Source organism: Azospirillum picis, from assembly GCF_017876115.1.
Lineage (GTDB): Bacteria > Pseudomonadota > Alphaproteobacteria > Azospirillales > Azospirillaceae > Azospirillum > Azospirillum picis.
Map to the genome: position 1 here is coordinate 79956 of NZ_JAGINO010000008.1, position 24423 is coordinate 104378.

Consider the following 24423-nt stretch of genomic DNA (forward strand, 5'->3'; position numbering starts at 1 on the left):
CCTGGGCTGATGACACGCGAGCGGCGAATTTGTTTCGCTGGATGTCCGGAATTGTCCTCGACCCTCCACTGCCCAGGACCGCGCCGTGGGCGGTCCGCCCATGAGCAGCAAGGAAGCGGCAAGGAAAAAGCCCGCCGCTCCCTCGGGGGAGCGGCGGGCTCTTGCGCGTCGATGCCGGGTCGCGGGCGCTCCCTCCGGTCGGGAGCCCCCGTCGGGGGCCTTACTCCGCCGGGATGGCGCGCGGCAGGGTCACCGGGACGGCCAGGCGGTGCAGCATCTCCTTCGGGACCACCTGCCAGAAGTGGCCGAGTTCACGCCGCCAGTCGTTGAGGATCTCGGCGGCGAAACGGCTCTGCGTCTCGGCGACATGCTCCTCGATCAGCGCGCGGAGCTGGGCCTCGTAATGCGGCACCTCGATCCGCTGGAAGATGACGCTTTCCTCGTTGATGTGCAGCGGCAGCGAGTCCTCCGGGTCGTAGAGGTAGGCCATGCCCCCGGTCATGCCGGCGGCGAAGTTGTCGCCGACCTTGCCCAGGATGACCGCCATGCCGCCGGTCATGTACTCGCAGCCGTTGGAGCCGCAGCCCTCCACCACCACGGTGGCGCCGGAGTTGCGAACCGCGAACCGCTCGCCGGCCTGGCCGGCGGCGAACAGCTTGCCGGCGGTGGCGCCGTACAGCACCGTGTTGCCGATGATGGTGTTCCTGTTCGACTCCAGCGGGCTGCTGGTCGCCGGACGGACGACGATGGTGCCGCCCGACAGGCCCTTGCCGACATAGTCGTTCGCGTCGCCCATCACCTCCAGCTTGATGCCCTGCACCGCGAAGGCGCCCAGCGACTGGCCGGCGGTGCCGCGCAGGCGCACCGTGATGTGGCCGGGCTGCAGCCCGAACATGCCGAACTTCCGCGTCACCATCGACGACAGCCGCGTGCCGATGGCGCGCTGCGTGTTGCGGGCGTTGTAGGCGAGCTGCATCTTCTCGCCCTCCTCGAACAGCGGGCGGGCGTCGGCGACGATGCGGGCGTCCAGCGTGTCCGGCACCTCGTTGCGGCCCTGCAACGTGCAGTAGCGGGCGTTCTCGCCGGGATCGACCTGGGCCAGCAGCGGGTTGAGGTCGAGGTCGTCGAGGTGGGCGCCGCCGCGGCTGACCTGGTGCAGCAGGTCGGTGCGGCCGATCACCTCGGTCAGCGAGCGGAAGCCCAGCCGGGCCAGGATCTCGCGGACCTCCTCGGCCAGGAAGGTGAAGAGGTTCACCACCTTCTCCGGCGTGCCGACGAACTTCTCGCGCAGCTTCTCGTCCTGGACGCAGACGCCGACCGGGCAGGTGTTGGAATGGCACTGCCGGACCATGATGCAGCCCATGGCGATCAGGCTGGCGGTGCCGATGCCGAACTCCTCCGCGCCCAGCATGGCGGCGATGACGATGTCGCGGCCGGTCTTCAGGCCGCCGTCGGTACGCAGCCGCACGCGGTGGCGCAGCTTGTTCAGCGTCAGGACCTGATGGACCTCCGACAGGCCCATCTCCCAGGGCAGGCCGGCGAACTTGATCGAGGTCTGCGGGCTGGCGCCGGTGCCGCCGGAGTTGCCGGAGATCAGGATGATGTCGGCGTTGGCCTTGGCGACACCGGCGGCGATGGTGCCGATGCCCGACCGGCTGACCAGCTTCACCGTGACCTTGGCGTCCGGGTTGATCTGCTTCAGGTCATAGATGAGCTGGGCCAGATCCTCGATCGAGTAGATGTCGTGGTGCGGCGGCGGGCTGATCAGCATGACGCCCGGCGTCGAGTGGCGCAGCCGCGCGATCATCTCCGTCACCTTGAAGCCGGGGAGCTGGCCGCCTTCGCCGGGCTTGGCGCCCTGGGCGACCTTGATCTCCAGCTCGCGGCACTGGTTCAGGTACTCGGCGGTGACGCCGAAGCGGCCCGACGCCACCTGCTTGATGGCGGAGTTCCAGTTGTCGCCGTTCTTGTCGGGACGGAAGCGCGCCGGATCCTCGCCGCCCTCGCCCGAGTCGGACTTGGCGCCGATGCGGTTCATGGCGACGTTCAGCGTGCCGTGCGCCTCGGGCGACAGGGCGCCCATCGACATGCCCGGCGTTATGAAGCGCTTGCGGATGGAGGTGATGCTCTCCACCTCGTCCACCGGAACGGCGGCCTTGGTGGTGCGGAACTCCAGCAGGTCGCGGAGCTGCATCGGCGGCCGCTTGTTCACCTGCTCCGAATACTTCTTGAAGGTGGTGTAGCTGTCGTTGGTGACGGCCTGCTGCAGGGTGTGGATGATCCCACCCTCCCAGCCATGGCGGTCGCCCGACTTGCGGAAGCGGTAGAAGCCGCCGACCGGCAGCGGCAGCGCCTCGCCGGCATAGGCCAGCGCATGCTGCTCCAGCACCTTCTTCTGGATGCCGTTCAGGCCGATGCCGGAGATGCGGCTGACCATCGCCGGGAAATGCTCGGCGACCAGGGCGCGGCTGAGGCCGATGGCCTCGAAGTTGCCGCCGCCGCGGTAGCTGCTGATGACCGAGATGCCCATCTTGGACATGATCTTCAGCAGGCCGTCGTCGATGGCCTTCTTGTAGTTCGTCATCGCCTTTTCCAGCGACAGCGAGCCGAGCAGGCCGCGGCGCTGGCGCTCGGCCACCGCTTCCTGCGCCAGATAGGCGTTGACGGTGGTGGCGCCGACGCCGATCAGCACCGCGAAGTAATGGGTGTCCAGGCACTCCGCCGTGCGCAGGTTCAGCGAGGTGAAGGTGCGCAGGTTGGAGCGGATCAGGTGGGTGTGGACCGCACCGGTCGCCAGGATCGCCGGGATGGCGGCGCGGGCCGGGCCCATCGCCTCGTCGGTCAGGATGACGTGGGTGGCACCGCCGCGCACGGCGTCCTCCGCCTCCTGGCGGATGCGGCGGAGCGCGTCGCGCAGCGCGTCCGGGCCGGCATCGACCGGGAAGGTCGCGTCGATCTCCGCCGCCGTCTCGCCCATGTAGTCGCGCATGGCGCGGAATTCGGCGGTGGTCAGCACCGGGCTGTCGAGTTGCAGCAACCGGGTCTGGCTCTCATCCTCGTCCAGGATGTTGCCGAGGTTGCCCAGGCGCGTCTTCAGGCTCATCACCCGGCGCTCGCGAAGCGAGTCGATGGGCGGATTGGTGACCTGGGAGAAGTTCTGGCGGAAGAAGTGGTGCAGGCCGCGGTACTTGTCCGACAGCACGGCGATCGGGCTGTCGTCGCCCATCGAGCCGACGGCCTCCTTGGCGTCCTCCGCCATCGGGTGGAGGATCAGCTCCATGTCCTCCATGGCGAGGCCGAAGGCCATCTGGCGGCGGCGCAGCTCCTCCTTCTCCATCTCCGACGGCTCGCCCTTCAGCGAGGCGGTCTTCACCAGCTCGTCAAGGTGCGTCGTGTTCTTGACCCACTGGCCCCAGGGCTTCTGGGTCGCCAGATGGTCCTTCAGCTCACGGTCGTTGAAAAGCTTGCCGGCCTGGAGGTCGACGGCGATCATCTCGCCCGGGCCGAGGCGGCCCTTCTCGACCACCTGGTTCTCCTCGATCTTGACCATGCCGGTCTCGGAGCCGCCGATGATCAGGCCGTCGGTGGTGATGGTGTAGCGCATCGGGCGCAGGCCGTTGCGGTCCATGCCGCCGACGACCCAGCGGCCGTCGGTCATGGCCAGCGCCGCCGGGCCGTCCCACGGCTCCATCACCGAGTTGCAGTAACCGATCAGCGCCTTGTGGTTGTCCGGCGTGGTCTGCGAGCTGGTCAGCGCCTGCGGCACCAGCATCATCTTGACCATCGGCGCGCTGCGGCCGGCACGGACCATCACCTCGAAGACGGCATCCAGCGCGCCCGAGTCCGACAGCCCGACGCCGATCACCGGCTTCAGGTCGGCCATGTGGGTGCCGAACACCCCATGCTCCATCCGGGTCTCGTGCGCCTTCATCCAGTTGACGTTGCCCTTCAGCGTGTTGATCTCGCCGTTGTGGGCGAGCATGCGGAAGGGCTGGGCCAGCGGCCAGGTCGGGAAGGTGTTGGTCGAATAGCGCTGGTGGTAGATGGCGAAGGACGACTCGAAGCGGTCGTCGGTCAGGTCCGGATAGAAGGTCGAGAGCTGCTCGGCGAGGAACATGCCCTTGTAGATGATCGAGCGCGCCGACAGCGAGCAGATGTAGAAGTCGTTGATGCGCTCGTTCTGCACCGCCTTCTCGATGCGGCGGCGGATGATGTAGAGGTCGAGTTCGAACTGCTCGTCCGACACGCCCTTCGAATTGCCGATGATGATCTGCTCGATCTCGGGCCGGGTGGCGTTGGCCTTCTCGCCGATGATGTCGACGTTGATCGGCACCTGGCGCCAGCCGTAGATGTAGTAGCCGAAGGCCAGGATCTCGGTCTCGACGATGCAGCGGCAGGCTTCCTGGGCGTCCAGGCTGATGCGCGGCAGGAAGACCTGGCCGACCGCCAGGTTGTTCTCCGGCGGCAGGTGGCCGATGATCTTGACGTGGTCCTTGAAGAACTTCTGCGGCACCTGGACATGGATGCCGGCGCCGTCGCCGGTCTTGCCGTCGGCGTCCACCGCACCGCGGTGCCAGACCGCCTTCAGGGCTTCGATGCCTTTCTCGACCACCGAACGGCGGGGTTTGCCGTCGATCGCGGCGATGAAGCCGACGCCGCAGGCGTCGTGCTCGTCGGCCGGATTGTAGGCGTGGGCAGTGGTCAGCGCCGCGGCGTTGGCGCGGAAATCGGCGACGAACTGCTCACCCTGGTTCAACTCGGTGGTCATGGAACGACCCTTTCACAGTCTGGACGTTGACCTGGGGGGCCGAAGGGAAGGCCCCCTGGGGTAGACGGTGGTTCTGATAGCGAAATTGGGTGGAGGCCAGATGCCCCCTCCCTTACCCTCCCCCGCTAACGCGGGAGAGGGAACTGCCGCCGCCTTCCCGCAAGGCACCCTCTCCCGCAAAGCGGGGGAGGGTCGGGGAGGGGGCAGGCGGGTGAACTTACTCGGCCGCGACCGCCAGCTTGGGCGCGCCGACGGTCTGGGCGTAGGCGTGCATGGCGTCGGCGGCGTCGCGGCCGTCGCGGATCGCCCACACCACCAGCGAGGCGCCGCGGACGATGTCGCCGGCGGCGAAGACGCCGTCCAGGCTGGTCATCTTGGTGCGGTGGTCGACCAGCAGCGTGCCCCAGCGGGTGACGGTCAGGTCGGGCGAGCCGAACAGGCCCGGCAGATCCTCCGGCTCGAAGCCGAGCGCCTTGATGACGAGGTCGGCCGGCTCGGTGAAGTCGGAGCCCTCGATCACCTGCGGGGTCTGGCGGCCGGTGGCGTCGGCCACGCCCAGATGGATGCGCACGGCGCGCACGCCGGTCACCACCTCGTCGCCGGTGAAGGCCTCGGGAGCCGCCTGCCAGACGAACTCGACGCCCTCCTCCTCGGCGTGCGCCACTTCGCGCTGCGAGCCCGGCATGTTCTTGCGGTCGCGGCGGTACAGGCACTTGACCGAGGTGGCGCCCTGGCGGATCGCCGTGCGCACGCAGTCCATCGCGGTGTCGCCGCCGCCGAGCACCACCACCTTCTTGCCGGCGGCGTTCAGCGAGCCGTCCTCGTAGGCCTCCATCCGGTCGCCCAGGCCGACCCGGTTGGAGGTGGTCAGGTATTCCAGCGCCGGGACGATGTTCTTCAACCCCGAGCCGGGGGCCTGGATGTCGCGGGCCTTGTAGACGCCGGTGGCGATCAGGATGGTGACGTGGCGCTCGCGCAGTTCGGCCAGGGTGGCGTCGCGGCCGACCTCGAAATTGGAATGGAAGATGACGCCGGCGTCGGCCAGGCGCTGGACGCGGCGGGCGACGACGTCCTTCTCCAGCTTGAAGCCGGGGATGCCGTAGACCAGCAGGCCGCCCATGCGGTCGTAGCGGTCGTAGACATGGACCTCGTAGCCCTTGGCGCGCAGTTCCTCGGCGGCGGCGAGGCCGGCCGGGCCGGCGCCGATCACGCCGACCGACAGGCCCAGCTCGCGGGCCGGCGTGCGCGGCTTGACCCAGCCGTTCTCCCAGGCGGTGTCGTTGATGTACTTCTCGACCGAGCCGATGGTGACGGCGCCGTGGGTCGACTGCTCGATGACGCAGTTGCCCTCGCACAGCCGGTCCTGCGGGCAGATGCGGCCGCAGATTTCCGGGAAGTTGTTGGTGGCCTGGGAAACCTCGTAGGCCTCCTCCAGGCGGCCCTCGGCGGTCAGCTTCAGCCAGTCCGGGATGTTGTTGGAAACCGGGCAGTGCACCTGGCAGAAGGGGACGCCGCACTGCGAGCAGCGGTTGGCCTGCTCGTTCGCGCGCTCGTCGCTGAAGCGGGCGTAGATTTCCGCGAAGTCCTGGCGGCGGTCGGCAGCGGACCGCTTGTCGGGCATCTTCTGCGCGGTGTGCACGAAGCCCAACATTTTCTGGTTCGCCATGACGTCTGCTCCTTCGCTTCGCGGCCCCGTCGCCGATCGGGGCGGCCGCCTGACCGAGGCCGCGGGGGCATCGCCCTAGGACCGTCGGCTGGGTTGAAATCGAACGTCCGCAAAGTGGCGGACGCTCGTCATATAACGCATGCGCGAAGGGCGAGGAAGCACAAAAATGCCGATAGGTATCGTTTGTTGACCTTTTTTCCCGCAAGGCTGGAATGCACTCCCGGCCACCCCTGACGTCGCAAAACCGAGACATAAAATTAGTCCCATAAAGAGACTATCTCGCAGAAAGAGGTACCGAACCCTCGTCGTCGCCAAGCGTAACCGTCGCCTGCTATAAGCCGCGGAATACGAATCCTGCCGAAGGCTGCGTGCCGCAATGATGATCGATCAATATCTGGACGCCACCCTCATGGGGCTCATCGAGGGGCTGACCGAATTCCTGCCGGTGTCCTCGACCGGGCACCTCATCATGCTGGACGAACTGCTGGGATTCCAGGGACCTCCGGGCCAGGTTTTCGAGGTGGTGATCCAGCTCGGGGCCATTCTGGCGATCTGCGTCGTCTATTTCCACCGGCTGTGGCATGTCGCCACAGGGCTGAAGGACGATCCCGGCGCACGCCGCTTCGTGATGGCGGTGCTGATCGCCTTCCTGCCGGCGATGGTGCTGGGCGCCGGGCTGCACGGCATCATCAAGTCGGTGCTGTTCAACCCGACCGTCGTCAGCATCGCCCTGATCCTGGGCGGGGTCGCCATCCTGCTGGTGGAGCGCATGGTGCCGGTCGCCCGCTACCACCGGATCGAGAACTTCTCCGCCCCGCTGGCGCTGAAGATCGGCTTCTGCCAGTGCCTGGCCCTGGTTCCGGGAGTCTCGCGGTCGGGTGCCAGCATCCTGGGGGCGCTGCTGATGGGGGTCGACCGCAAGGCGGCGGCGGAATTCTCCTTCTTCCTGGCGGTCCCGACCATGGCCGGCGCCACCGCCTACGACCTCTACAAGAACTGGTCGAGCATGAGCCTGGACAGCGGCCTGCTGATCGTCGTCGGCTTCGTCACCGCCTTCATCGCGGCGGCGCTGGTGGTGAAGACGCTGGTCGACTTCGTCGGCCGCTACGGCTTCACCCCCTTCGCCTGGTACCGCATCGCCATCGGGACCGGCATGCTGGCCTTCCTGTACCTGTAACCGCCGCCGTCGGCGGCCGTTCCCGCGCGTTCCCCCCTCAATGCCGCGGCGGCACGGCGCGTGCCGCCGCGGCGGCCTGGACCAGGGCCAGCAGGGCGATCAGCGCGAAGGCGGTGGCGAGGCTGGTCGCCTGGGCGATGAAGCCGACCAGCGGCGGTCCGGCCAGCACGCCCGCATAGCCCATCGTCGACACCGCGGCGACGGCATGGTCGGCCCGGCCGCCCTCGACGGCGCCGGCGGTGCTGAACAGCACCGGCACGACGTTCGACAGGCCGAGGCCGGTCACGCCGAACCCGATCATCGCCGCCAGCGGCGAGCCCCCCAGCAGGACCAGCCCGAGGCCGGCCGCGGCGACCACCGCGCCGCTGCGCATCAGCGTCGCGCCGCCGAACCGCTGGCGCAGCCGGTCGCCGCTGAAGCGGCCGGCGGCCATGGCGGCGCAGAACAGCCCGAATCCCAGCCCGGCCAGCGACTGCGGCGCGCCGAGATCGTCGCGCAGGTGGATGGCGCTCCAGTCGAGGATGGCGCCCTCGCTCATGAAGGACAGGGCGGCGAGCGTTCCCAGCAGCAGGGTCCGCCGGTCGGGCAGGACCAGCCCGCCGCCGCCGCCGCTGCGGTCCGGCAGCAGGCGTCCCTGAAGCGCCAGGAACAGCACCAGCAGGGCGGCCGACACCAGCCCGGCCTGGGCGGCGGCGGGCATCAGCGGCAGCAGCAGCCCGCCGAGGGCGGCGCCGGCCAGGCCGCCCAGGCTCCACATCCCGTGCAGGGACGACATGATCGGCCGGCCGAGCCGCCGTTCGACCAGGGCGCCCTGCGCGTTCATGGCGACGTCCATCGTCCCGCCGGCCGCCCCGAACAGCGCCAGCACCAGGCAGAGGGCCGGCACGTCGGGCACCAGCGCCGGCAGCGGCAGCAGTGCGGCGAACAGCAGTGCGGTCACCCGCGTCACCGGCGCGCTGCCCAGCCGCGACAGCAGCGGCCCGCTGGCCACCATCGCCGTCAGGGCGCCGGCCGCGAGGAAGAGCAGCGCCACTCCCAGCACGGCAGCGCTGAGGTCGAGCCGGTTCTTCAGCAGCGGGATCTGGGTCGCCCAGACGCCGAAGACCGTGCCGTTCAGGAAAAATGCCGCCACGGTGGCCCAGCGGGCGGCGTTGGCCGGGCCGGAGGCGGCGCGGCGGCGCTCCGTCCTCTCGGTCAGGGTGTCGTCGCTCATTCGTCGCGTCCTTCCGGGATGATCTCGTCCGATTGCCGCTCTCCAACAGCGCGGCCAAAGAAATAGCCCCGGCGGCGGCCGGGGCTCCCAGGCAGGGGTGCAGGATTTCCAGGCCCGGCCATCCGCGGGCGTGAGTCCGGAAATCCCGCTTGGGGGCCAGAGCCTGTCCGGTGCTTCAATAAGCACCGGACAGGCTCTGAGCGTTTGGTTTTCCGTGTGAGCCACGTTTCAAGCGCTACCGCTTGAAACGATCACACCCTAGCCGGCCGGCGGGGCAGACGCCCTTCTCAGTGGGCGGCGCCGGGCGTCCCGGTGCCGTTGGTCCCGGTATCGTTGGTCCCGGTGTCGTTGGTCAGGGTGCTGTACTTGCCGCCGACGATGAAGCGCGACAGGTAGGTCGGCAGGATCACCTCGCAGGTGGCGAGCGAGGTGATGCCGAGATCCTTGAAGCCGGGGGCGCCGGGAGCGGCGACGTTGTCGCGCTTGAGCATCTCCACCTGGTCGCGGGTCAGCGCCGGGGCCAGCACCGGCACCTTCTCCAGGAAGCCGGCCAGCCGCTCGGCGGTGCCCCAGGGCAGGGTGAGCAGGTGGCGGTGGCGGCGGATGTCCTTCTGGGTCAGCTCCAGCAGTTCCCTGAAGCTGTAGACGCGCGGGCCGCCCAGCTCGAAGGTCCGGCCCCTGGCGCTGTCGAGTTCGAGCGCCGCCACCACCGCCTCGGCGACGTCGCCGACATAGACCGGCTGGAAGCGGGTCTTGCCGCCGCCGATCAGCGGCAGGACGGGCGCCTTCTGCGCCATCGCCGCGAACTTGTTGAAGAAGTTGTCCTCCGGCCCGAAGACGATGCTGGGGCGCAGGATCGTTGCCGCGGGGAAGACGTCGCGCACCGCCTGCTCGCCGGCCGCCTTGGAGCGGCCATAGGCCGACGTGGAGGCGGCGTCGGCGCCGATGGCCGAGAGATGGACCAGCCGGCCGACCCCGGCGGCGGCGGCCAGCCGGGCGATGCGGCCGGCGGCCTCGACGTGCACGCCCTGGAAGCTCTGGCTGCCGCGCTCGTAGAGGACGCCCAGCAGGTTGATGGCGACGTCCGCCCCCTGCAGCGCGCGGGCGACGGAGTCGTCCTTGGAGCAGTCGGTGGCGAAGGGGATGATCTGGCCGACGGCGCCGGCCGTCTTCAGGAAGTTGGCCTTGGACGGGGTCCGGGTGGCAATGCGGATGACCGCGCCCGACTTGGCGAGCCGCCGGATCAGGTGACGGCCGATGAAACCCGAACCGCCGAACACCGTGATAACCTGAGTGCGATAGGACATCGACCGTCTCCCGTGTCGTTGCGCGTCCGGAGGACCCTGCCGGCTGGAGCGCCGGCGGTTGCGGCCTTTCACCGTCCCGCGGTGCTCCGGCGCGTCTTCCGACTGTGTCGCCATGAAATCTGCGGGCACGCTTATAGCGAATGCGCAGGGGGCAAGCTAGGGGGCAAGCTGGAAGGGCAGGCGCGAGACGTGGGATCACGGCCCGGAGTGGCCGCAGGCCGGCGGGAGCGGCCAGGCGGGATGGGGGCCGGAAAAAGCGAAGGGGCGAAAAAAAGCTGTTGACGGCATCCGGCCGGATCATTAAACAACCGCCCACACACCGAGCACCGAGCCCAGGTGGCGGAATTGGTAGACGCGCAGGTTTCAGGTACCTGTGGCAGAAATGTCGTGGAAGTTCGAGTCTTCTCCTGGGCACCATTTCTTCTACCCGGCTGCGCCGCATGCACAAATCCCCGGCTGGGGAGATCGTGCAGAGCGGCGTTCGTCGTTTCTAGGGTCCATGGCCGGGGGCCTTACCACCCGGGAAGCGACCATGCCCATCGACCTTCATGACGGCGATCTCCCCGACGGCCTCGATCTCGCCGCCGGCGCGCGTGACAACTGCATCGCCATCGACACCGAGACGATGGGGCTCAATCCCCACCGCGACCGCCTGTGCCTGGTCCAGCTTTCCGCCGGCGACGGCGCCGTCCACCTGGTGCAGTTCCGCCAGGGGCAGTATGCCGCGCCCAACCTGAAGCGGCTGCTGGCCGATCCGGCCGTCACCAAGCTGTTCCATTTCGCCCGTTTCGACGTCGCGGTGATGAAGGCCTATCTCGGCGTCGACTGCCGGCCGGTCTACTGCACCAAGGTGGCGTCCAAGCTGGTCCGCACCTTCACCGACCGGCATGGCCTGAAGGACCTGTGCAAGGACCTGCTGGGCGTCGAGATCTCCAAGCAGCAGCAGTCCTCCGACTGGGGGGCGGCCGAACTGACCACCGACCAGATGAAGTACGCCGCCTCCGACGTGCTGCATCTGCACGACCTGAAGGCGAAGCTGGACGGCATGCTGGCGCGCGAGGGGCGCACCCATCTGGCCCAGGCATGCTTCGACTTCCTTCCGGCGCGCGGCGAGCTCGACCTCGGCGGCTGGGAAACCCCCGACATCCTGGCCCATTGACCCGCTCCCCCGCCGCATCCTAAGTCCCGGCATCGACGGCCCGGGGATCCGGGGTGCGGCGGGCGGGCGTTTGACCCCGGATGCGCCGGTGGGCATACTGCAGCGGGCGGACCGCCGGCCGGCGGCCGGCAACCGTCCTCGCGACGCCGGCGGTGCCGGCCATGGCACGCGGCCTCCGGGGCATGGCCCCGCGGCCGCGCTTCGGAATGAAAGGCATCGACAGCCTTGACCAGCTTGATCTCGTCCGGTGCGATGGCCGCCGGCGTCCTGTCCCCCGGCCCGGCCGGGAACCGTGACCTCGCCTGCGCCGCCCGCGTGCTGCGGACCGAGGCGGAGGCGCTGGCGGCGCTCGCCGACAGCCTCGACGGCGCCTTCCTGCGGGCGCTGGACATCCTGCACGGCATCGCGGGCCGGGTGGTCGTCTCCGGCATGGGCAAGTCGGGCCACGTCGCCCGCAAGATCGCCGCGACCATGGCCTCGACCGGGACGCCGGCCCTCTTCGTCCATCCGGGCGAGGCGAGCCACGGCGACCTCGGCATGATCGCGAAGATCGACGCGGTGGTGGCGCTGTCCAATTCCGGCGAGACGCACGAGCTGGCGGACATCATCGCCTACACCCGGCGCTTCGGCATTCCGCTGATCGCGATGACGCGCAACGGCGCCTCCTCGCTGGCCGAGCAGTCGGACGTGGCGCTGGTCCTGCCGCCGGTTCCGGAGGCATGCCCGCTGGGCCTCGCCCCCACCACCTCGACCACGATGATGCTGGCGCTTGGCGACGCGCTGGCGGTGACCCTGCTGGAGCGGCGCGGCTTCTCCGCCGCCGATTTCCGGGAATTCCACCCGGGCGGCCAGCTCGGCCGCGCCCTGCTGAAGGTCACCGACATCATGCACAAGGGGGCGGATTTGCCCCTGTGCCGTCTTGACTCCCCGCTGTCCGACGTCATCTTCGAGATGACGGCCAAGCGGCTCGGCTGCGTCGGGGTGACCGACGAGGACGGCGCCCTGGCCGGGATCATCACCGACGGCGACCTGCGCCGTCACCTGACGCCGGAGCTTCTGGCCGAGCGGGCCGACAGCATCATGTCCCCGCGCCCCAAGACGATCCGCCCAAAGGCCCTGATCGTCGAGGCGCTGCGCGAGATGAACGACAAGCAGATCACCACCCTGTTCGTTGTGGAAGCCGACCGGCCGCTGGGCATCGTGCACATCCACGACTGCCTGCGTGCGGGTGCCGCCTGAGCAGCCGTCATCCCGGGCGCCGCACGACGCCGCCACGCCAACCGCCAAGCAGAACCAGCAAGCAAGGCCGAGCCGGAGGGACAGAGAGTTGAGCCTGGACGACCTGCGCACCCCCGAACGCACCGCAACCGGCGGCACCGGCCATCATCCGGCCGGCGGCGCGGAGTCGGGAGGGCCGACGGCGGAGCCGCCGGCGGCCATGCGCGCGCACCGGCGGCGCGACACCCGTCCGGTCAGCCGCTTCCACACCCGCTTCGTCTCGGCCATGAAGTTCACCCTGCCGGCCGCCGCGCTGGCGATGGTGGCGCTGCTCGCCGCCTGGCCGTCGCTGACCAGCCTGCCGACCCCGCACATCACCGCGGATTCCGGGCAGAGTGAGATGCTGAAGCCGCGCTACTTCAGCCTGGACGAGCATAACCAGCCCTTCTCGCTAGTGGCGGCCAAGGCCGACAAGTCGGCCGACCAGCCGGACATCGTCGTCCTCGACCAGCCGCAGGCCGAAATGACAGAGAACGCCGGCACCTGGGTGACCATGAGCTCCGACAAGGGCTGGTACAACCAGGACACCGGCATCCTGCTGATGCGGGGCAACGTCCATGTCCTGCGCGACGACGGCAACGAGTTCACCACCAGCGAGGCCGAGGCCGACATCCGCAAGGGCAACGCCTGGGGCGACAAGGCGGTGAGCGGCCAGGGCCCGCAGGGCGAGATCGACGCCAAGGGCTTCCGCATGTCGGACCGCGGCAAGACCATCGTTTTCCTCAACCAGTCGAAGGCCCAGGTCCAGGCCGCCGAGCGCCCCGGGAGCAAGAAGCCGTGACGTCCAGACGGTCGCCGTTCAGCACCGCCACCCCATCCGCAGGCCCAGCCCCGTCTGGCGCCCCTTCCGCGACGCGCCTCGCCGCGGCGCTGGCCACCGCCCTCCTGCTGGGCAGCACGGTCGTCGGCGCCGCCCTCGCGCCGGGGGCCGCCCTCGCCCAGGGGATCCCCGGACTGGGCGGCGGCAAGCAGCCGGTCGAGATCAACGCCGACCAGGCGATCGAGTGGCACCAGGACGTGCACGCCTATGTCGCGCGCGGCAACGCGTCGGCCAAGCGCAACGACTCGACGGTCTACGCCGACGTCCTGACCGCCTACTACCGCGAGGTGCCGGGCAAGGGGAACGAGGTGTTCCAGCTCGTCGCCGACGGCAGCGTGCGCATCGTCAGCCCGTCCCAGCAGGTGTTCGGCGACCACGCGGTCTACGACACCGACAAGCAGGTCGCCGTCGTCACCGGCAGGGACCTGCGGCTGGTCACCACCAAGGACGTCGTCACCGCCCGCGACAGCCTGGAATATTACGAGGCGCGCGACCTGACGGTGGCGCGCGGCGACGCCGTCGCGGTGCGCGGCGCCGACCGGCTGCGGGCCGACGTGCTGATCGGCCGGCTGAAGAAGGCCGCCGACGGCACCACCCAGATGGAGCGGATCGACGGCTCGGGGAACGTGGTGGTGACCACCCCGACGGATGTGGCGCTGGCCGAGAAGCTGGTCTATTCGGTGGCCGACAACGTCGCGGTGCTGATCGGCAACGTGAAGATCACCCGCGGCGACAACCAACTGAACGGCGAAGCCGCCGAGATGAACATGAACACCAAGATCAACCGAGTCATCGCCGGCCGCGACGCCGGCGGCCGCGTCAGCGGCCTGCTGATCCCCGGCGACAAGGCGGGTGTCCCGGGCCAGGCGCCGGGGCAGGGAGCAGGCCGGGCCGCGGGGCAGGGTGCGGGCCAGGGCGCGGCGGGCCAGCCGGCGGGCAAGCCGTGACCGTGCTGACCGCCAACGGGCCCGGCGCCGCCGGGGCGCCCCACTCCCCCGGTGCCGCCGCCGCGGCGGAGGGGCTGGTGGCCCAGCATCTCGGCAAGTCCTTCAAGAAGCGGCCGGTGGTGCGCGACGTCTCGCTCAGCGTCCAGCGCGGCGAGGCGGTCGGGCTGCTCGGCCCGAACGGCGCCGGCAAGACCACCTGCTTCTACATGATCACCGGCCTGATCGCCGCCGATTCCGGCATGATCACGCTGGACGGCCAGGACATCACCGCCCTGCCGATGTACCGGCGCGCCCGGCTCGGCATCGGCTACCTGCCGCAGGAGGCGTCGATCTTCCGCGGCATGACGGTGGAGAACAACATCCGCTCGGTGCTGGAGGTGGTGGAGAGCGACCGCGACGCGCGCGAGGCGATGCTGGACGAGCTGCTGGCCGAATTCTCGGTGACGCACCTGCGGCGGTCGCCGGCGCTGGCGCTGTCCGGCGGCGAGCGGCGGCGCGTCGAGATTGCCCGCGCGTTGGCCGGCCAGCCGCACTTCATCCTGCTGGACGAGCCGCTGGCCGGCATCGACCCCATCGCGGTGAGCGATATCCGCGAACTGGTCGGACACCTGCGCGACCGCGGCATCGGCGTGCTGATCACCGACCACAATGTGCGGGAAACCCTGGACCTCGTCGATCGGGCATACATTTTGCACGATGGTGTGGTACTAATGGAGGGACGGCCGGACGAGATCGTCGCGCACGAGGGCGTGCGCAAGGTCTATCTCGGCGACCGGTTCAGTCTGTAGCCTTCCGTTCCACTGGTCCCGGTTTCCAGCCATGGCGCTTGCTCAACGTCTCGACCTTCGACAAGCCCAAACCCTGGTGATGACGCCGCAGTTGCAGCAGGCCATCAAGCTGCTGCAACTGTCGAACATCGAACTGTCGGACTTCGTCGACCGCGAGATCGAGCAGAACCCGCTGCTGGAGCGTGACGGCGGTCCCGGAGAGGGCGGCGAGGCCGGCGGCGACGCGGAGGCGGGGCGTCTCGACGGGCGGCTGGAGGCCAGCGGCGTCGACGCCGAGATGCCGGCGGCCCCGCCGGCCGACGGCCGCACCCGCGACACGGTGGAGATGACCTCGTCGGACACGATGGGGTCCTCCGCGGAGGCGCCGCTCGACACCGACTACGAGAATGTCTACAGCGACGACCGCTTCTCCGACGGCTCCGACGGCGGCAGCGAGGTCTACGGCTCCTACGGCGAGCGCGGCGGCCGCAGCGGCTTCGAGGATGACGACGGCAACCTCGAAGCGACGCTGACCAGCGAAAAGAACCTGCGCGACCACCTGACCGAGCAGTTGAAGATCGACCTGCCCGACCATGGCGACCAGCTCATAGGGCTGGCGCTGATCGACATGCTGGACGAGGCCGGCTGGCTTGCCGGCTTCGACGGGCCGGCGCTCGCCGAGCAGCTCGGCTGCGGCCTCGACCGGGTGGAGCGGGTGCTGGCCGCCTGCCAGCGCTTCGATCCGCCCGGCATCTTCGCCCGCTCGCTGAAGGAATGCCTGGCCATCCAGTTGCGCGAGAAGAACCGGCTCGACCCGGCGATGGCGGCGCTGCTCGACAACCTGGAACTGCTGGCCGCGCGCAACCTGCCGGCCATCATGAAGGTCTGCGGCGTCGATGCCGAGGACGTCGCCGACATGGTCGCCGACATCCGCAAGCTGAACCCGAAGCCGGCGCTGGCCTTCGACCACACGCCGGCGCAGCTCGTCACCCCCGACATCCTGATGCGGCCCAATCCCGGCGGCGGCTGGCTGATCGACCTCAACCCCGACACCCTGCCGCGGGTGCTGGTGAACCACCGCTATTTCGCCCGCATCTCCGACGGCGCCAAGTCGAAGGCCGACAAGGACTACATCTCCGAGCGCTTCCAGTCGGCCAACTGGCTGGTCAAGTCGCTGCACCAGCGCGCCACCACCATCCTGAAGGTGGCGGGCGAGATCATCCGCCAGCAGGACGCCTTCTTCATCCACGGCGTCTCGCACCTGCGGCCGCTGATCCTGCGCGACATCGCCGAGGCGATCGGCATGCACGAAAGCACCGTCAGCCGCGTCACCACCAACAAGTTCATGGCGACGCAGCGCGGCGTTTTCGAGCTGAAATACTTCTTCACCTCCGCCATCCAGAGCGCCGACGGGCAGGCCGCGCATTCCGCGGAAGCGGTTCGGCACCGCATCAAGACGATGATCGATGCCGAAAAGCCCTCCGACGTGCTGTCGGACGACAAACTGGTGGAGATTCTTCGGGATGAGGGGATCGACATTGCGCGAAGGACGGTCGCGAAGTATCGTGAGGCGATGAAAATACCGTCATCGGTGCAGCGACGACGCGCCAAGATGTCACGCATGTAGCCGGATGGCCAGGAGGCGGTTGCATTGACAGCCGCCTTTTCCCTGACCTATCGTCCCGGCCCGCAAGCGGTGGACCGCACATCTCCACACGCCGTCGCTACACCGTCCCCAGCGGACCAATTTGGAAACGTTCCACCATGCAACTCTCCGTTAAAGGCAAGCAGCTCGACGTGGGCGACGCTCTGCGCACCCATGTGGCCGACAGCCTGAACGCCGTGGTCGGCAAGTACTTCGACAAGCCCATCGAAGCGACGGTGATCCTGACCAAGGACGCCCATCTCTACAAGGCCGACATCCAGGTCCATGTGGGCCGCGGGATCATGCTCCAGAGCGGCGCCGACGCCACCGAGCCCTACCCCGCCTTCGATCTCGCCGCCGAGAAGCTGGCCAAGCGCCTGCGCCGCTACAAGCGCCGCCTGCGCGACCACCATTCCGCCGAGAACGGCGGCGCCATGCCCGCCCGCTACCAGATCCTGGAAGCCGAGCGCGAGGATAGCCAGGACGAGGCCGAGGCGCAGGTCGACGGCGCGCATCAGCCGATGGTGGTGGCGGAGATGGAGACCAGCATCCCGACCCTTTCGGTCAGCGAGGCGGTGATGCGCCTGGAGCTGGCGCAGGCGCCCGCCATGATGTTCCACAACGGTGCGCATGGCCGCCTGAACATGGTCTACCGCCGCGCCGACGGGAACATCGGCTGGGTCGATCCGGCGGGGAAGGCCGGCGCCTGACCGGCGCCGACCCCCTTCCGCGGTCCGAAGCGTCATGCTCGACCTCATCTCCCCGCGCGCCATCCTCCCGAACCTGAAGGCCGGCAACAAGAAGCAGGCCCTGCAGGAGATGGCGCGCAAAGCGTCCGAACTGACCGGCCAGCATGAGCGGGCGATCTTCGACGTGCTCCTGGAGCGCGAGCGGCTGGGCACGACCGGCGTGGGCCATGGCATCGCCATCCCGCACGGCAAGCTGTCCAGCCTCGACCGCGTCCACGGCGTGTTCGCCCGCCTGGAGCGGCCCATCGATTTCGATGCGATCGATGAGCAGCCGGTCGACCTGATCTTCCTCCTCCTCGCTCCCGAGCAGGCGGGGGCCGATCACCTGAAGGCGCTGGCCCGTGTGTCGCGCCTGCTGCGCGACCAGTCCATGTGTGAGAAGCTGCGCGGTGCCGAGTCCGGCGACGCGATGTATGCGCTCCTGACCCAGCACGAGCCGAGCCCGTCGAACTGACGGACGGCCCGTCCAGGGGGCGCCAGGGCGAAGGGGCCGCCGCACGGATCGTGCGCGGCCCTTTTTCTTGTTCGCGTCCGGCACACCGATTGGTGTGGGGCCGTGCAGGCTGGTACACTTGAGCCAAGCCGATCCACCGACCGGGGGCAGGGCCATGGCCGACGCGCAGCGCAAAGCCTGGATTTCGCCGCAGGACTATCTTGCCGGCGAGCGGGTCGCCGAGGTGCGCCACGAATATGTCGACGGCGAGATCTTCGCCATGGTCGGGGCGGGCCGGCGTCACGCGACCATCGTCGGCAATCTGTTCGTCGTCCTGCGGCAGGCCGCCCGCGCCAACGGAGGCCGGGCTTACGCCAACGACGTGAAGGTCCGGGTCGAGGCGGCGAACGCCTTCTACTACCCCGACCTCATCGCGACCTGTGCCGACGGCGACGACGATCCCTATGTGGTCAAGCACCCGGTCCTGATTGTCGAGGTGCTGTCCGACAGCACGGAGGCGATCGACCGTCGCGAAAAGCGCACCAATTACCAGAGGATCCCGTCCCTGCGGGAGATCGTCCTGGTGTCGCAGGCCGACCGCCGGGTGGAGATCTACCGCCGCGACCACGGCGGCTGGGTGACGGATGTGGTGACCGAGGGAACAGTACACCTAGCGTCGGTCGCCATGTCCGTTCCCCTCGATGCGCTTTACGAGGATTGACAGAGGCCTACACCCTCTCCGCCCAGCCCATGTAGTTGACGTCGAGGTCGCGCGGGGCCAGCCGGAACTCGTCGCTCAGCGGGCTGTACGTGATGCCGGTGAGGTCGCGCATCGACAGCCCGTACGCGCGTACGGCGGCGCTCAGCTCGGACGGGCGGAGGAACTGGCGCCAGTTGTGGGTGCCGCGGGGCAGCCAGCGCAGGATGTATTCCGCCCCGACGATGGCGAGCGCGAAGGACTTCGGCGTCCGGTTCAGCGTCGCCAGGAACAGGACGCCGCCAGGGGCCAGCAGGTCGGCCAGCGACTTCACGAACAGCGGCACGTCGGCGACATGCTCGATCACCTCCATCGCCAGCACCACGTCGAACCTCTCGCCCGAGGCGGCCAGCGCCTCCGCGGTGGTGGCGCGGTAGTCGACCGCGACGCCGCTCTCCGCCGCGTGGGCGGCGGCCGTCCCGACGTTGCGCTCCGAGGCGTCGACGCCGACCACCGTGGCGCCCATGCGGGCGAGCGGCTCGGCCAGCAGGCCGCCGCCGCAGCCGATGTCGACCACGCGCAGGCCCGCCAGCGGGCTGGGCGCCAGCGGGTCGCGGCCCAGCCGCCGGCACACGCTGTCGCGGATGTAGGCGAGGCGCAGCGGGTTCAGCCGGTGGAGCGGCCGGAACTTGCCCGCCGGGTCCCACCATTCGGCGGCGATGGCGGAGAAGCGCGCGACGTCCTCCGCATCCACGGTCCCTCCTGCCGGGGCGGTGGCGGTCGCGTGGGGGTGGGCCGAGGCGGAGGCGGTCATGGCTGAAAATCCGTAAACAGTGAGGCGGGACGGGTGCGGGCAACTTGCCTCGCTTCCAGCGACGGAGTATGGATACGCCGCCCCGCGCCGGCAACGGTGGAGCGGGGGTGCGCTTCGCCGCGCCCGACCGATCGGATGCGGCCAGACATGGTGTGAGGTATGGCGCGGATCGTCCTGAAGTTCGGAGGCACGTCGGTCGGCGACATCGACCGCATCAAGAACGTGGCCCGGAAGGTCGAGCAGGAAGTCAAGGCGGGGCATCAGGTCGCCGTCGTCGTGTCGGCGATGTCCGGCGTGACCAACCAGCTCGTCAAGTACTGCAACGACATCGACAAGCTGCACGACGCGCGCGAATACGACGCGGTCGTGGCGTCCGGCGAGCAGGTGACCTCGGGCCTGCTGGCCATCGCGCTGCAGTCGCTCGGCATCCCCGCCCGCTCCTGGGCCGGCTGGCAGGTGCCGCTCCGCACCGACGACACCCACGGCAAGGCGCGCATCGTCTCCATCGACACCACCGAGATGGAAAAGTCCCTGCAGACCGGCGAGGTCGCCGTGGTCGCGGGCTTCCAGGGCGTGTCCGAGCAGGGGCGCATCACCACGCTGGGCCGCGGCGGCTCCGACACCTCGGCGGTGGCGCTGGCGGCGGCGGTCAAGGCCGACCGCTGCGACATCTACACCGACGTGGACGGCGTCTACACCACCGACCCGCGTATCGTCTCCAAGGCCCGCAAGCTCGACAAGATCACCTACGAGGAGATGCTGGAGCTGGCCTCGCAGGGGGCCAAGGTGCTTCAGACCCGCTCGGTCGAGATGGCGATGAACCACCGCGTGCGCGTGCAGGTGCTGTCCAGCTTCGAGGCTGCGGCCGGCAGCTCGCTTCCCGGAACCCTGGTTGTTGACGAGGACGAGATCGTGGAAAAGGAAGTTGTGAGCGGCATCGCCTACAGCCGCGACGAGGCGAAGATCACCCTGGTCGGCGTCGCCGACCGTCCGGGCGTGGCCGCCGCCATCTTCGGCCCGCTGACCGACAACGCCGTCAACGTCGACATGATCGTCCAGAACGTGTCGGAGGACGGCAAGTCGACCGACATGACCTTCACCGTCGGCAAGGCGGACCTCGCCCGCGCCGTCAAGGTGCTGGAGGACGCGCAGTCCACCCTGAACTACAAGCGCATCGTGTCCGACGCCAACGTGGTCAAGGTGTCGGTCATCGGCGTCGGCATGCGCAGCCATGCCGGCGTCGCCCAGCGCATGTTCAAGGCGCTTGCCGACAAGGGCATCAACATCCAGGTCATCTCGACCTCCGAGATCAAGATCTCCGTCCTGATCGCCGAGGAGTATGCGGAGCTGGCGCTGCGCGCGCTGCACACCGCGTACGGCCTGGACGCCGCCTGAGCACCGGTGGGAACCCGCTTGCCGGGGACCGCAACAGCAGGGGAGGGCCGGTGATGACCGACGCCATTTCGTACGCGGCGGCTCCGGCTCCGGCCCCGGCCCCAACCCCGTTGGCCGGCAGGGCAGCGCGGGCGCGCCTCGACCGGCTCTGGCAGCGGGGGTGCGATTTCCTCGGCACCCCCACCGCCATCATGGGCGGGGCGATGAGCTGGGTGTCGGAACGGCGCCTCGTCGCCGCCATTTCCGATGCCGGCGGCTTCGGCGTGCTGGCCTGCGGCTCGATGGGGCCGGACCAGCTCGCCGAGGAGATCGCCGCCACCAGGGCGCTGACCGCCCGGCCGTTCGGCGTCAACCTGATCAACATGCATCCGGCGCTCGACCGCCTGCTCGACGTCTGCCGCGAGCAGGCGGTCGGGCATGTGGTGATCGCCGGCGGCCTGCCGTCTGGCGCCACCCTGCGCCGCATCAAGGACGGCGGGGCCAAGGCGCTGGCCTTCGCCCCCACCCTGATCGCCGGCCGGCGGCTGGTGAAGCAGGGCGCCGACGCGCTGGTGATCGAGGGGACCGAGGCCGGCGGGCATATCGGCCCGGTATCCACCACGGTGCTGGCGCAGGAGATCCTGCCGGACCTGCGCGAGGTGCCGGTCTTCGTCGCCGGCGGCATCGGCCGCGGCGAGACCATCCTCTCCTACCTGGAGCTGGGAGCCTCCGGGGTGCAGATCGGCACCCGCTTCGTCTGCGCCACCGAGTGCATCGCCCATCCCAGCTTCAAGCAGGCCTTCATCCGGGCCTCGGCCCGCGACGCCCAGCCGTCGGTGCAGATCGACCCGCGCTTTCCCGTCATCCCGGTGCGGGCGCTGGCGAACGAGGCGTCCAAGCGCTTCATGGAGTTCCAGCGCGAGGTCATCGCCAAGGTCGACGCCGGGGCCATGGGCCGCGACGAGGGCATCCTGGAGATCGAGCATTTCTGGGCCGGCGCCCTGCGCCGGGCGGTCATCGACGGCGACGTGGAAAGCGGCTCGCTGATGGCCGGCCAGAGCGTCGGGCTGGTCACCCGCGAGCAGCCGGTGGCGGAAATCCTGGCCGAATTGACCGCCCAGGCGGAAACGGCCCTGGCACGGCGGGCAGGCGATGAGGCATCGTTGGGCATGATGGCGGACCAGGCCGTGGGAGCCCTGTAGCGATGACCGAGACCCTCGAGACGGCAGCCGGCGACGGGGGGGCGGGTCCCCGCTTCGACGGCACCTCGTCGCGCCGGCTGCTGGCCCGCCTGCGCGACATCATGGCCGGCTCGGGGTCCGGGCAGGAGCGGCTGGACAAGATCGTCACGCTGATCGCGGCGGAGATGAAGGCCGACGTCTGCTCCTGCTACGTCATGCGGGCCGGCGAGGTGCTGGAGCTGTTCTCCACCGAGGGCCTGAACAAGACCGCCGTCCACAACACCCGCCTGCGGGTGGGCGAGGGCATCGTCGGCTACATCGCCGGCCACGCCCGCTCGGTCGCGCTGGACAACGCGCCCTCCCATCCCAGCTTCGCCTACCGCCCGGAGACCGGCGAGGATCCCTTCCAGTCGCTGGCCGGCGTGCCGATCCTGCGCGGCAGCAAGGTGCGCGGCGTGCTGGTGATCCAACACAAGGACCGCCGCCGCTACGTCGAGGAGGAGGTCGAGACCCTCCAGACCATCGCCATGGTCGTCGCCGAACTGGTGGCCCAGAGCGAGCTGGTCAACCCGGTGGAGGTCACCACCACCGGCGATCCCGTGCTGCTGCCGGCCCGCCTGTCGGGCACGGCGATGAGCGCCGGGCTGGCCATGGGGCTCGCCGTCATCCACCGGCCGCAACTGACCGTGCGCCAGATGGTGGCGGAGGACGCCGATGCCGAGCTGGAGCGCTTCAATGCCGCGCTGCAGACCATGCACAGCGCCATCGACGACCTGCTGGAGGCGGCGTCGCTGGCGGGCCTCAGCGAACCGCGCGACATCCTGGAGACCTACCGGATGTTCGCCGAGGACCGCGGCTGGCTGTCGCGCATCCGCGAGGCGATCCGCGTCGGCCTGACGGCCGAGGCGGCGGTTCAGCAGGTGCAGAACGACACCCGCGCCCGCATGAGCCATCTGACCGATCCCTACATCCGGGAACGGCTGATGGATTTCGAGGACCTGACCAACAGGTTGCTGCAACATCTGGCCGGCAAGACCAGCGGGACCGACGGCGCCACCCTGCCCGACGACATGATCCTGGTCGCCCGCTCGATGGGGCCGGCGGAGCTGCTGGATTACGACCGCACCCGCCTGCGCGGCCTGCTGCTGGAGGAGGGCTCGCCGGCCAGCCATGTCTGCATCGTCGCCCGCGCCCTCAACATCCCGGTGGTGCAGGCCGGCGACGCGCTCAACCGGATCGAGGCGCTCGACCAGTTGATCGTCGACGGCGACCATGGGCAGGTCTTCATCCGCCCGGCCGAAGACATCCAGATGGCCTTCGCCGAGGCGGTGGCGCTGCAGCACCGCAAGGAGCAGATGTATGCGGAGATCCGCAACCTGCCCTCGGTGACGCGCGACGGGGTGCCGATCTCGATCCAGCTCAACTGCGGCCTGCTGATCGACCTGCCGCACCTGAAGGCCAGCGGCGCCGAGGGGGTGGGGCTCTACCGCACCGAAATTCCCTTCATGGTCCGCGCCTCCTACCCGGACGTGAAGGCGCAGACCGACCTCTACGGGCGGATCATGGACGAGGTCGGCGACCGGCCGATCGTCTTCCGCACGCTGGACGTCGGCGGCGACAAGATGCTGCCCTACATGACCGGTGGCGAGGAGGAGAACCCGGCGCTGGGCTGGCGCGCCGTGCGCATCGGGCTCGACCACCCGTCGCTGCTGCGCCAGCAGTTGCGCGCCCTGCTGCTGGCGGCGGCCGGGAGGCCGCTGTCGGTGATGTTCCCGATGATCGCCGAGGTGGCGGAGTTCGACGGCGCCCGCCGGCTGGTCGACCTGGAGCTGAGGCGTCTGTCCTCCCAGGGCATCGCGCCGCCCAGCAGCCTGCGCGTCGGCACGATGCTGGAGGTGCCGTCGCTGCTCTGGCAGTTGCCGGCCCTGCTGCCGAAGCTGGATTTCCTGTCGGTCGGCTCCAACGACCTGACCCAGTACCTGTTCGCCGCCGACCGCGGCAACCCGCGCACCTCGACCCGCTACGACCCGCTGTCGCCGGCGATGCTGTGCGTCATGCGCCGGCTGGTCGACGAGTGCGGCAGGCACAAGGTGTCGCTGTCGATCTGCGGCGAGATGGCCGGCCGGCCGCTCGACGCCATGGCCCTGATCGGCGTCGGCTTCCGCACCCTGTCGATGTCGCCGCCCTCGGTCGGCCCGGTGAAGACCATGCTGCGCTCGCTCGACGTCGCGGCGCTGCGCCAGTACATGAGCGGGCTCTACACCGGCGCCGACCACAGCCTGCGCGACAAGCTGAGGACCTTCGCCAAGGACCATGGCGTGATCATCTGACGGGCTGCCGGCGGGCTGCGGGCGGGCCGTCGACCGGCCTGCGGCGGTGCCCGCACGCCACTTGTCACGGCCCGGCTCCCGTCGGCGGGTGGTCATTG

The 24423-nt window shown here is 69.5% G+C and carries 18 protein-coding genes and 1 tRNA gene; 14 read left to right on the forward strand and 5 right to left on the reverse strand.

Translation table 11 applies throughout. The features are described from left to right. Positions 1 to 220: 220 nt before the first annotated feature. The gene (gltB, locus tag J2850_RS13220) at positions 221 to 4768 is read right to left on the reverse strand and encodes a glutamate synthase large subunit (protein WP_209982320.1); all 4548 of its coding nucleotides are present in this window, start codon (positions 4766 to 4768) and stop codon (positions 221 to 223) included. Positions 4769 to 4985: 217 nt separating this feature from the next. Then, the gene (locus J2850_RS13225) at positions 4986 to 6434 is read right to left on the reverse strand and encodes an NAD(P)-dependent oxidoreductase (protein ID WP_209982321.1); all 1449 of its coding nucleotides are present in this window, start codon (positions 6432 to 6434) and stop codon (positions 4986 to 4988) included. Positions 6435 to 6810: 376 nt separating this feature from the next. Here J2850_RS13225 and J2850_RS13230 point away from each other — a divergent pair, with 376 nt between their 5' ends. Next, entirely contained in the window at positions 6811 to 7611 is an 801-nt protein-coding gene (locus J2850_RS13230) for an undecaprenyl-diphosphate phosphatase (RefSeq protein ID WP_209982323.1), read from the forward strand. 37 nt (positions 7612 to 7648) lie between these two features. Here J2850_RS13230 and J2850_RS13235 read toward each other — a convergent pair whose 3' ends face one another. Together J2850_RS13235 and J2850_RS13240 are read right to left on the reverse strand one after the other, a co-directional pair. Then, positions 7649 to 8824, reverse strand: coding sequence for an MFS transporter (locus tag J2850_RS13235; RefSeq protein ID WP_209982324.1), 1176 nt, complete (start codon positions 8822 to 8824; stop codon positions 7649 to 7651). A gap of 287 nt (positions 8825 to 9111) precedes the next feature. Next, the gene (locus J2850_RS13240) at positions 9112 to 10131 is read right to left on the reverse strand and encodes a complex I NDUFA9 subunit family protein (protein ID WP_209982327.1); all 1020 of its coding nucleotides are present in this window, start codon (positions 10129 to 10131) and stop codon (positions 9112 to 9114) included. A 330-nt stretch (positions 10132 to 10461) separates the two neighbouring features. On the opposite strand from J2850_RS13240, the gene J2850_RS13245 reads away from it, so the two are divergent. The 10 genes from J2850_RS13245 to J2850_RS13290 all read left to right on the forward strand — a co-directional run bounded on the left by J2850_RS13245 (position 10462) and on the right by J2850_RS13290 (position 18650). Further along, positions 10462 to 10548 (forward strand) — tRNA-Leu (locus tag J2850_RS13245). A 115-nt stretch (positions 10549 to 10663) separates the two neighbouring features. Then, positions 10664 to 11290, forward strand: coding sequence for a ribonuclease D (locus J2850_RS13250; protein WP_209982328.1), 627 nt, complete (start codon positions 10664 to 10666; stop codon positions 11288 to 11290). Between the two features lie 252 nt (positions 11291 to 11542). Beyond that, positions 11543 to 12529, forward strand: a complete 987-nt coding sequence (locus tag J2850_RS13255; protein ID WP_209982545.1) for a KpsF/GutQ family sugar-phosphate isomerase — start codon at positions 11543 to 11545, stop codon at positions 12527 to 12529. Positions 12530 to 12617: 88 nt separating this feature from the next. Further along, complete coding sequence (lptC, locus tag J2850_RS13260) at positions 12618 to 13349, forward strand: LPS export ABC transporter periplasmic protein LptC (RefSeq protein ID WP_246513044.1); 732 nt, start codon at positions 12618 to 12620, stop codon at positions 13347 to 13349. Then, positions 13346 to 14335, forward strand: a complete 990-nt coding sequence (locus tag J2850_RS13265; protein ID WP_209982330.1) for an LptA/OstA family protein — start codon at positions 13346 to 13348, stop codon at positions 14333 to 14335. The genes lptC and J2850_RS13265 overlap by 4 nt, the downstream gene beginning before the upstream one ends. Continuing rightward, positions 14332 to 15123 carry an LPS export ABC transporter ATP-binding protein gene (lptB, locus tag J2850_RS13270; RefSeq protein ID WP_209982332.1) on the forward strand — a complete coding sequence of 264 codons (792 nt, stop codon included), beginning with the start codon at positions 14332 to 14334 and terminating at the stop codon, positions 15121 to 15123. Before J2850_RS13265 ends, lptB begins: the two co-directional genes overlap by 4 nt. A 31-nt stretch (positions 15124 to 15154) precedes the next feature. Further along, positions 15155 to 16729, forward strand: a complete 1575-nt coding sequence (rpoN, locus tag J2850_RS13275) for an RNA polymerase factor sigma-54 (RefSeq protein WP_209982334.1) — start codon at positions 15155 to 15157, stop codon at positions 16727 to 16729. Positions 16730 to 16866: 137 nt separating this feature from the next. After that, on the forward strand, positions 16867 to 17457 hold the full coding sequence (gene hpf, locus J2850_RS13280; RefSeq protein ID WP_209982336.1) for a ribosome hibernation-promoting factor, HPF/YfiA family: 591 nt from the start codon (positions 16867 to 16869) through the stop codon (positions 17455 to 17457). A 34-nt stretch (positions 17458 to 17491) separates the two neighbouring features. Further along, positions 17492 to 17950 carry a PTS IIA-like nitrogen regulatory protein PtsN gene (ptsN, locus tag J2850_RS13285; RefSeq protein ID WP_109108124.1) on the forward strand — a complete coding sequence of 153 codons (459 nt, stop codon included), beginning with the start codon at positions 17492 to 17494 and terminating at the stop codon, positions 17948 to 17950. A gap of 154 nt (positions 17951 to 18104) precedes the next feature. Next, on the forward strand, positions 18105 to 18650 hold the full coding sequence (locus J2850_RS13290; protein WP_209982338.1) for a Uma2 family endonuclease: 546 nt from the start codon (positions 18105 to 18107) through the stop codon (positions 18648 to 18650). A gap of 7 nt (positions 18651 to 18657) precedes the next feature. On the opposite strand, the gene ubiG is transcribed toward J2850_RS13290, so the two are convergent. Continuing rightward, positions 18658 to 19440 carry a bifunctional 2-polyprenyl-6-hydroxyphenol methylase/3-demethylubiquinol 3-O-methyltransferase UbiG gene (ubiG, locus tag J2850_RS13295; protein ID WP_209982340.1) on the reverse strand — a complete coding sequence of 261 codons (783 nt, stop codon included), beginning with the start codon at positions 19438 to 19440 and terminating at the stop codon, positions 18658 to 18660. A gap of 159 nt (positions 19441 to 19599) precedes the next feature. Between ubiG and J2850_RS13300 the strand changes: the two genes are divergently transcribed. Genes J2850_RS13300 through ptsP form a run of 3 tightly spaced genes read left to right on the forward strand, consistent with a single transcriptional unit; the run spans position 19600 to position 24325 of the window. After that, positions 19600 to 20835 (forward strand): aspartate kinase, encoded by a 1236-nt coding sequence (locus tag J2850_RS13300; protein WP_209982342.1) that lies wholly within the window; start codon positions 19600 to 19602, stop codon positions 20833 to 20835. Between the two features lie 53 nt (positions 20836 to 20888). Then, positions 20889 to 22016 carry an NAD(P)H-dependent flavin oxidoreductase gene (locus J2850_RS13305; RefSeq protein WP_209982343.1) on the forward strand — a complete coding sequence of 376 codons (1128 nt, stop codon included), beginning with the start codon at positions 20889 to 20891 and terminating at the stop codon, positions 22014 to 22016. Positions 22017 to 22018: 2 nt separating this feature from the next. Then, positions 22019 to 24325 carry a phosphoenolpyruvate--protein phosphotransferase gene (ptsP, locus tag J2850_RS13310; protein WP_209982345.1) on the forward strand — a complete coding sequence of 769 codons (2307 nt, stop codon included), beginning with the start codon at positions 22019 to 22021 and terminating at the stop codon, positions 24323 to 24325. The last annotated feature ends 98 nt before the right edge of the window (positions 24326 to 24423 follow it).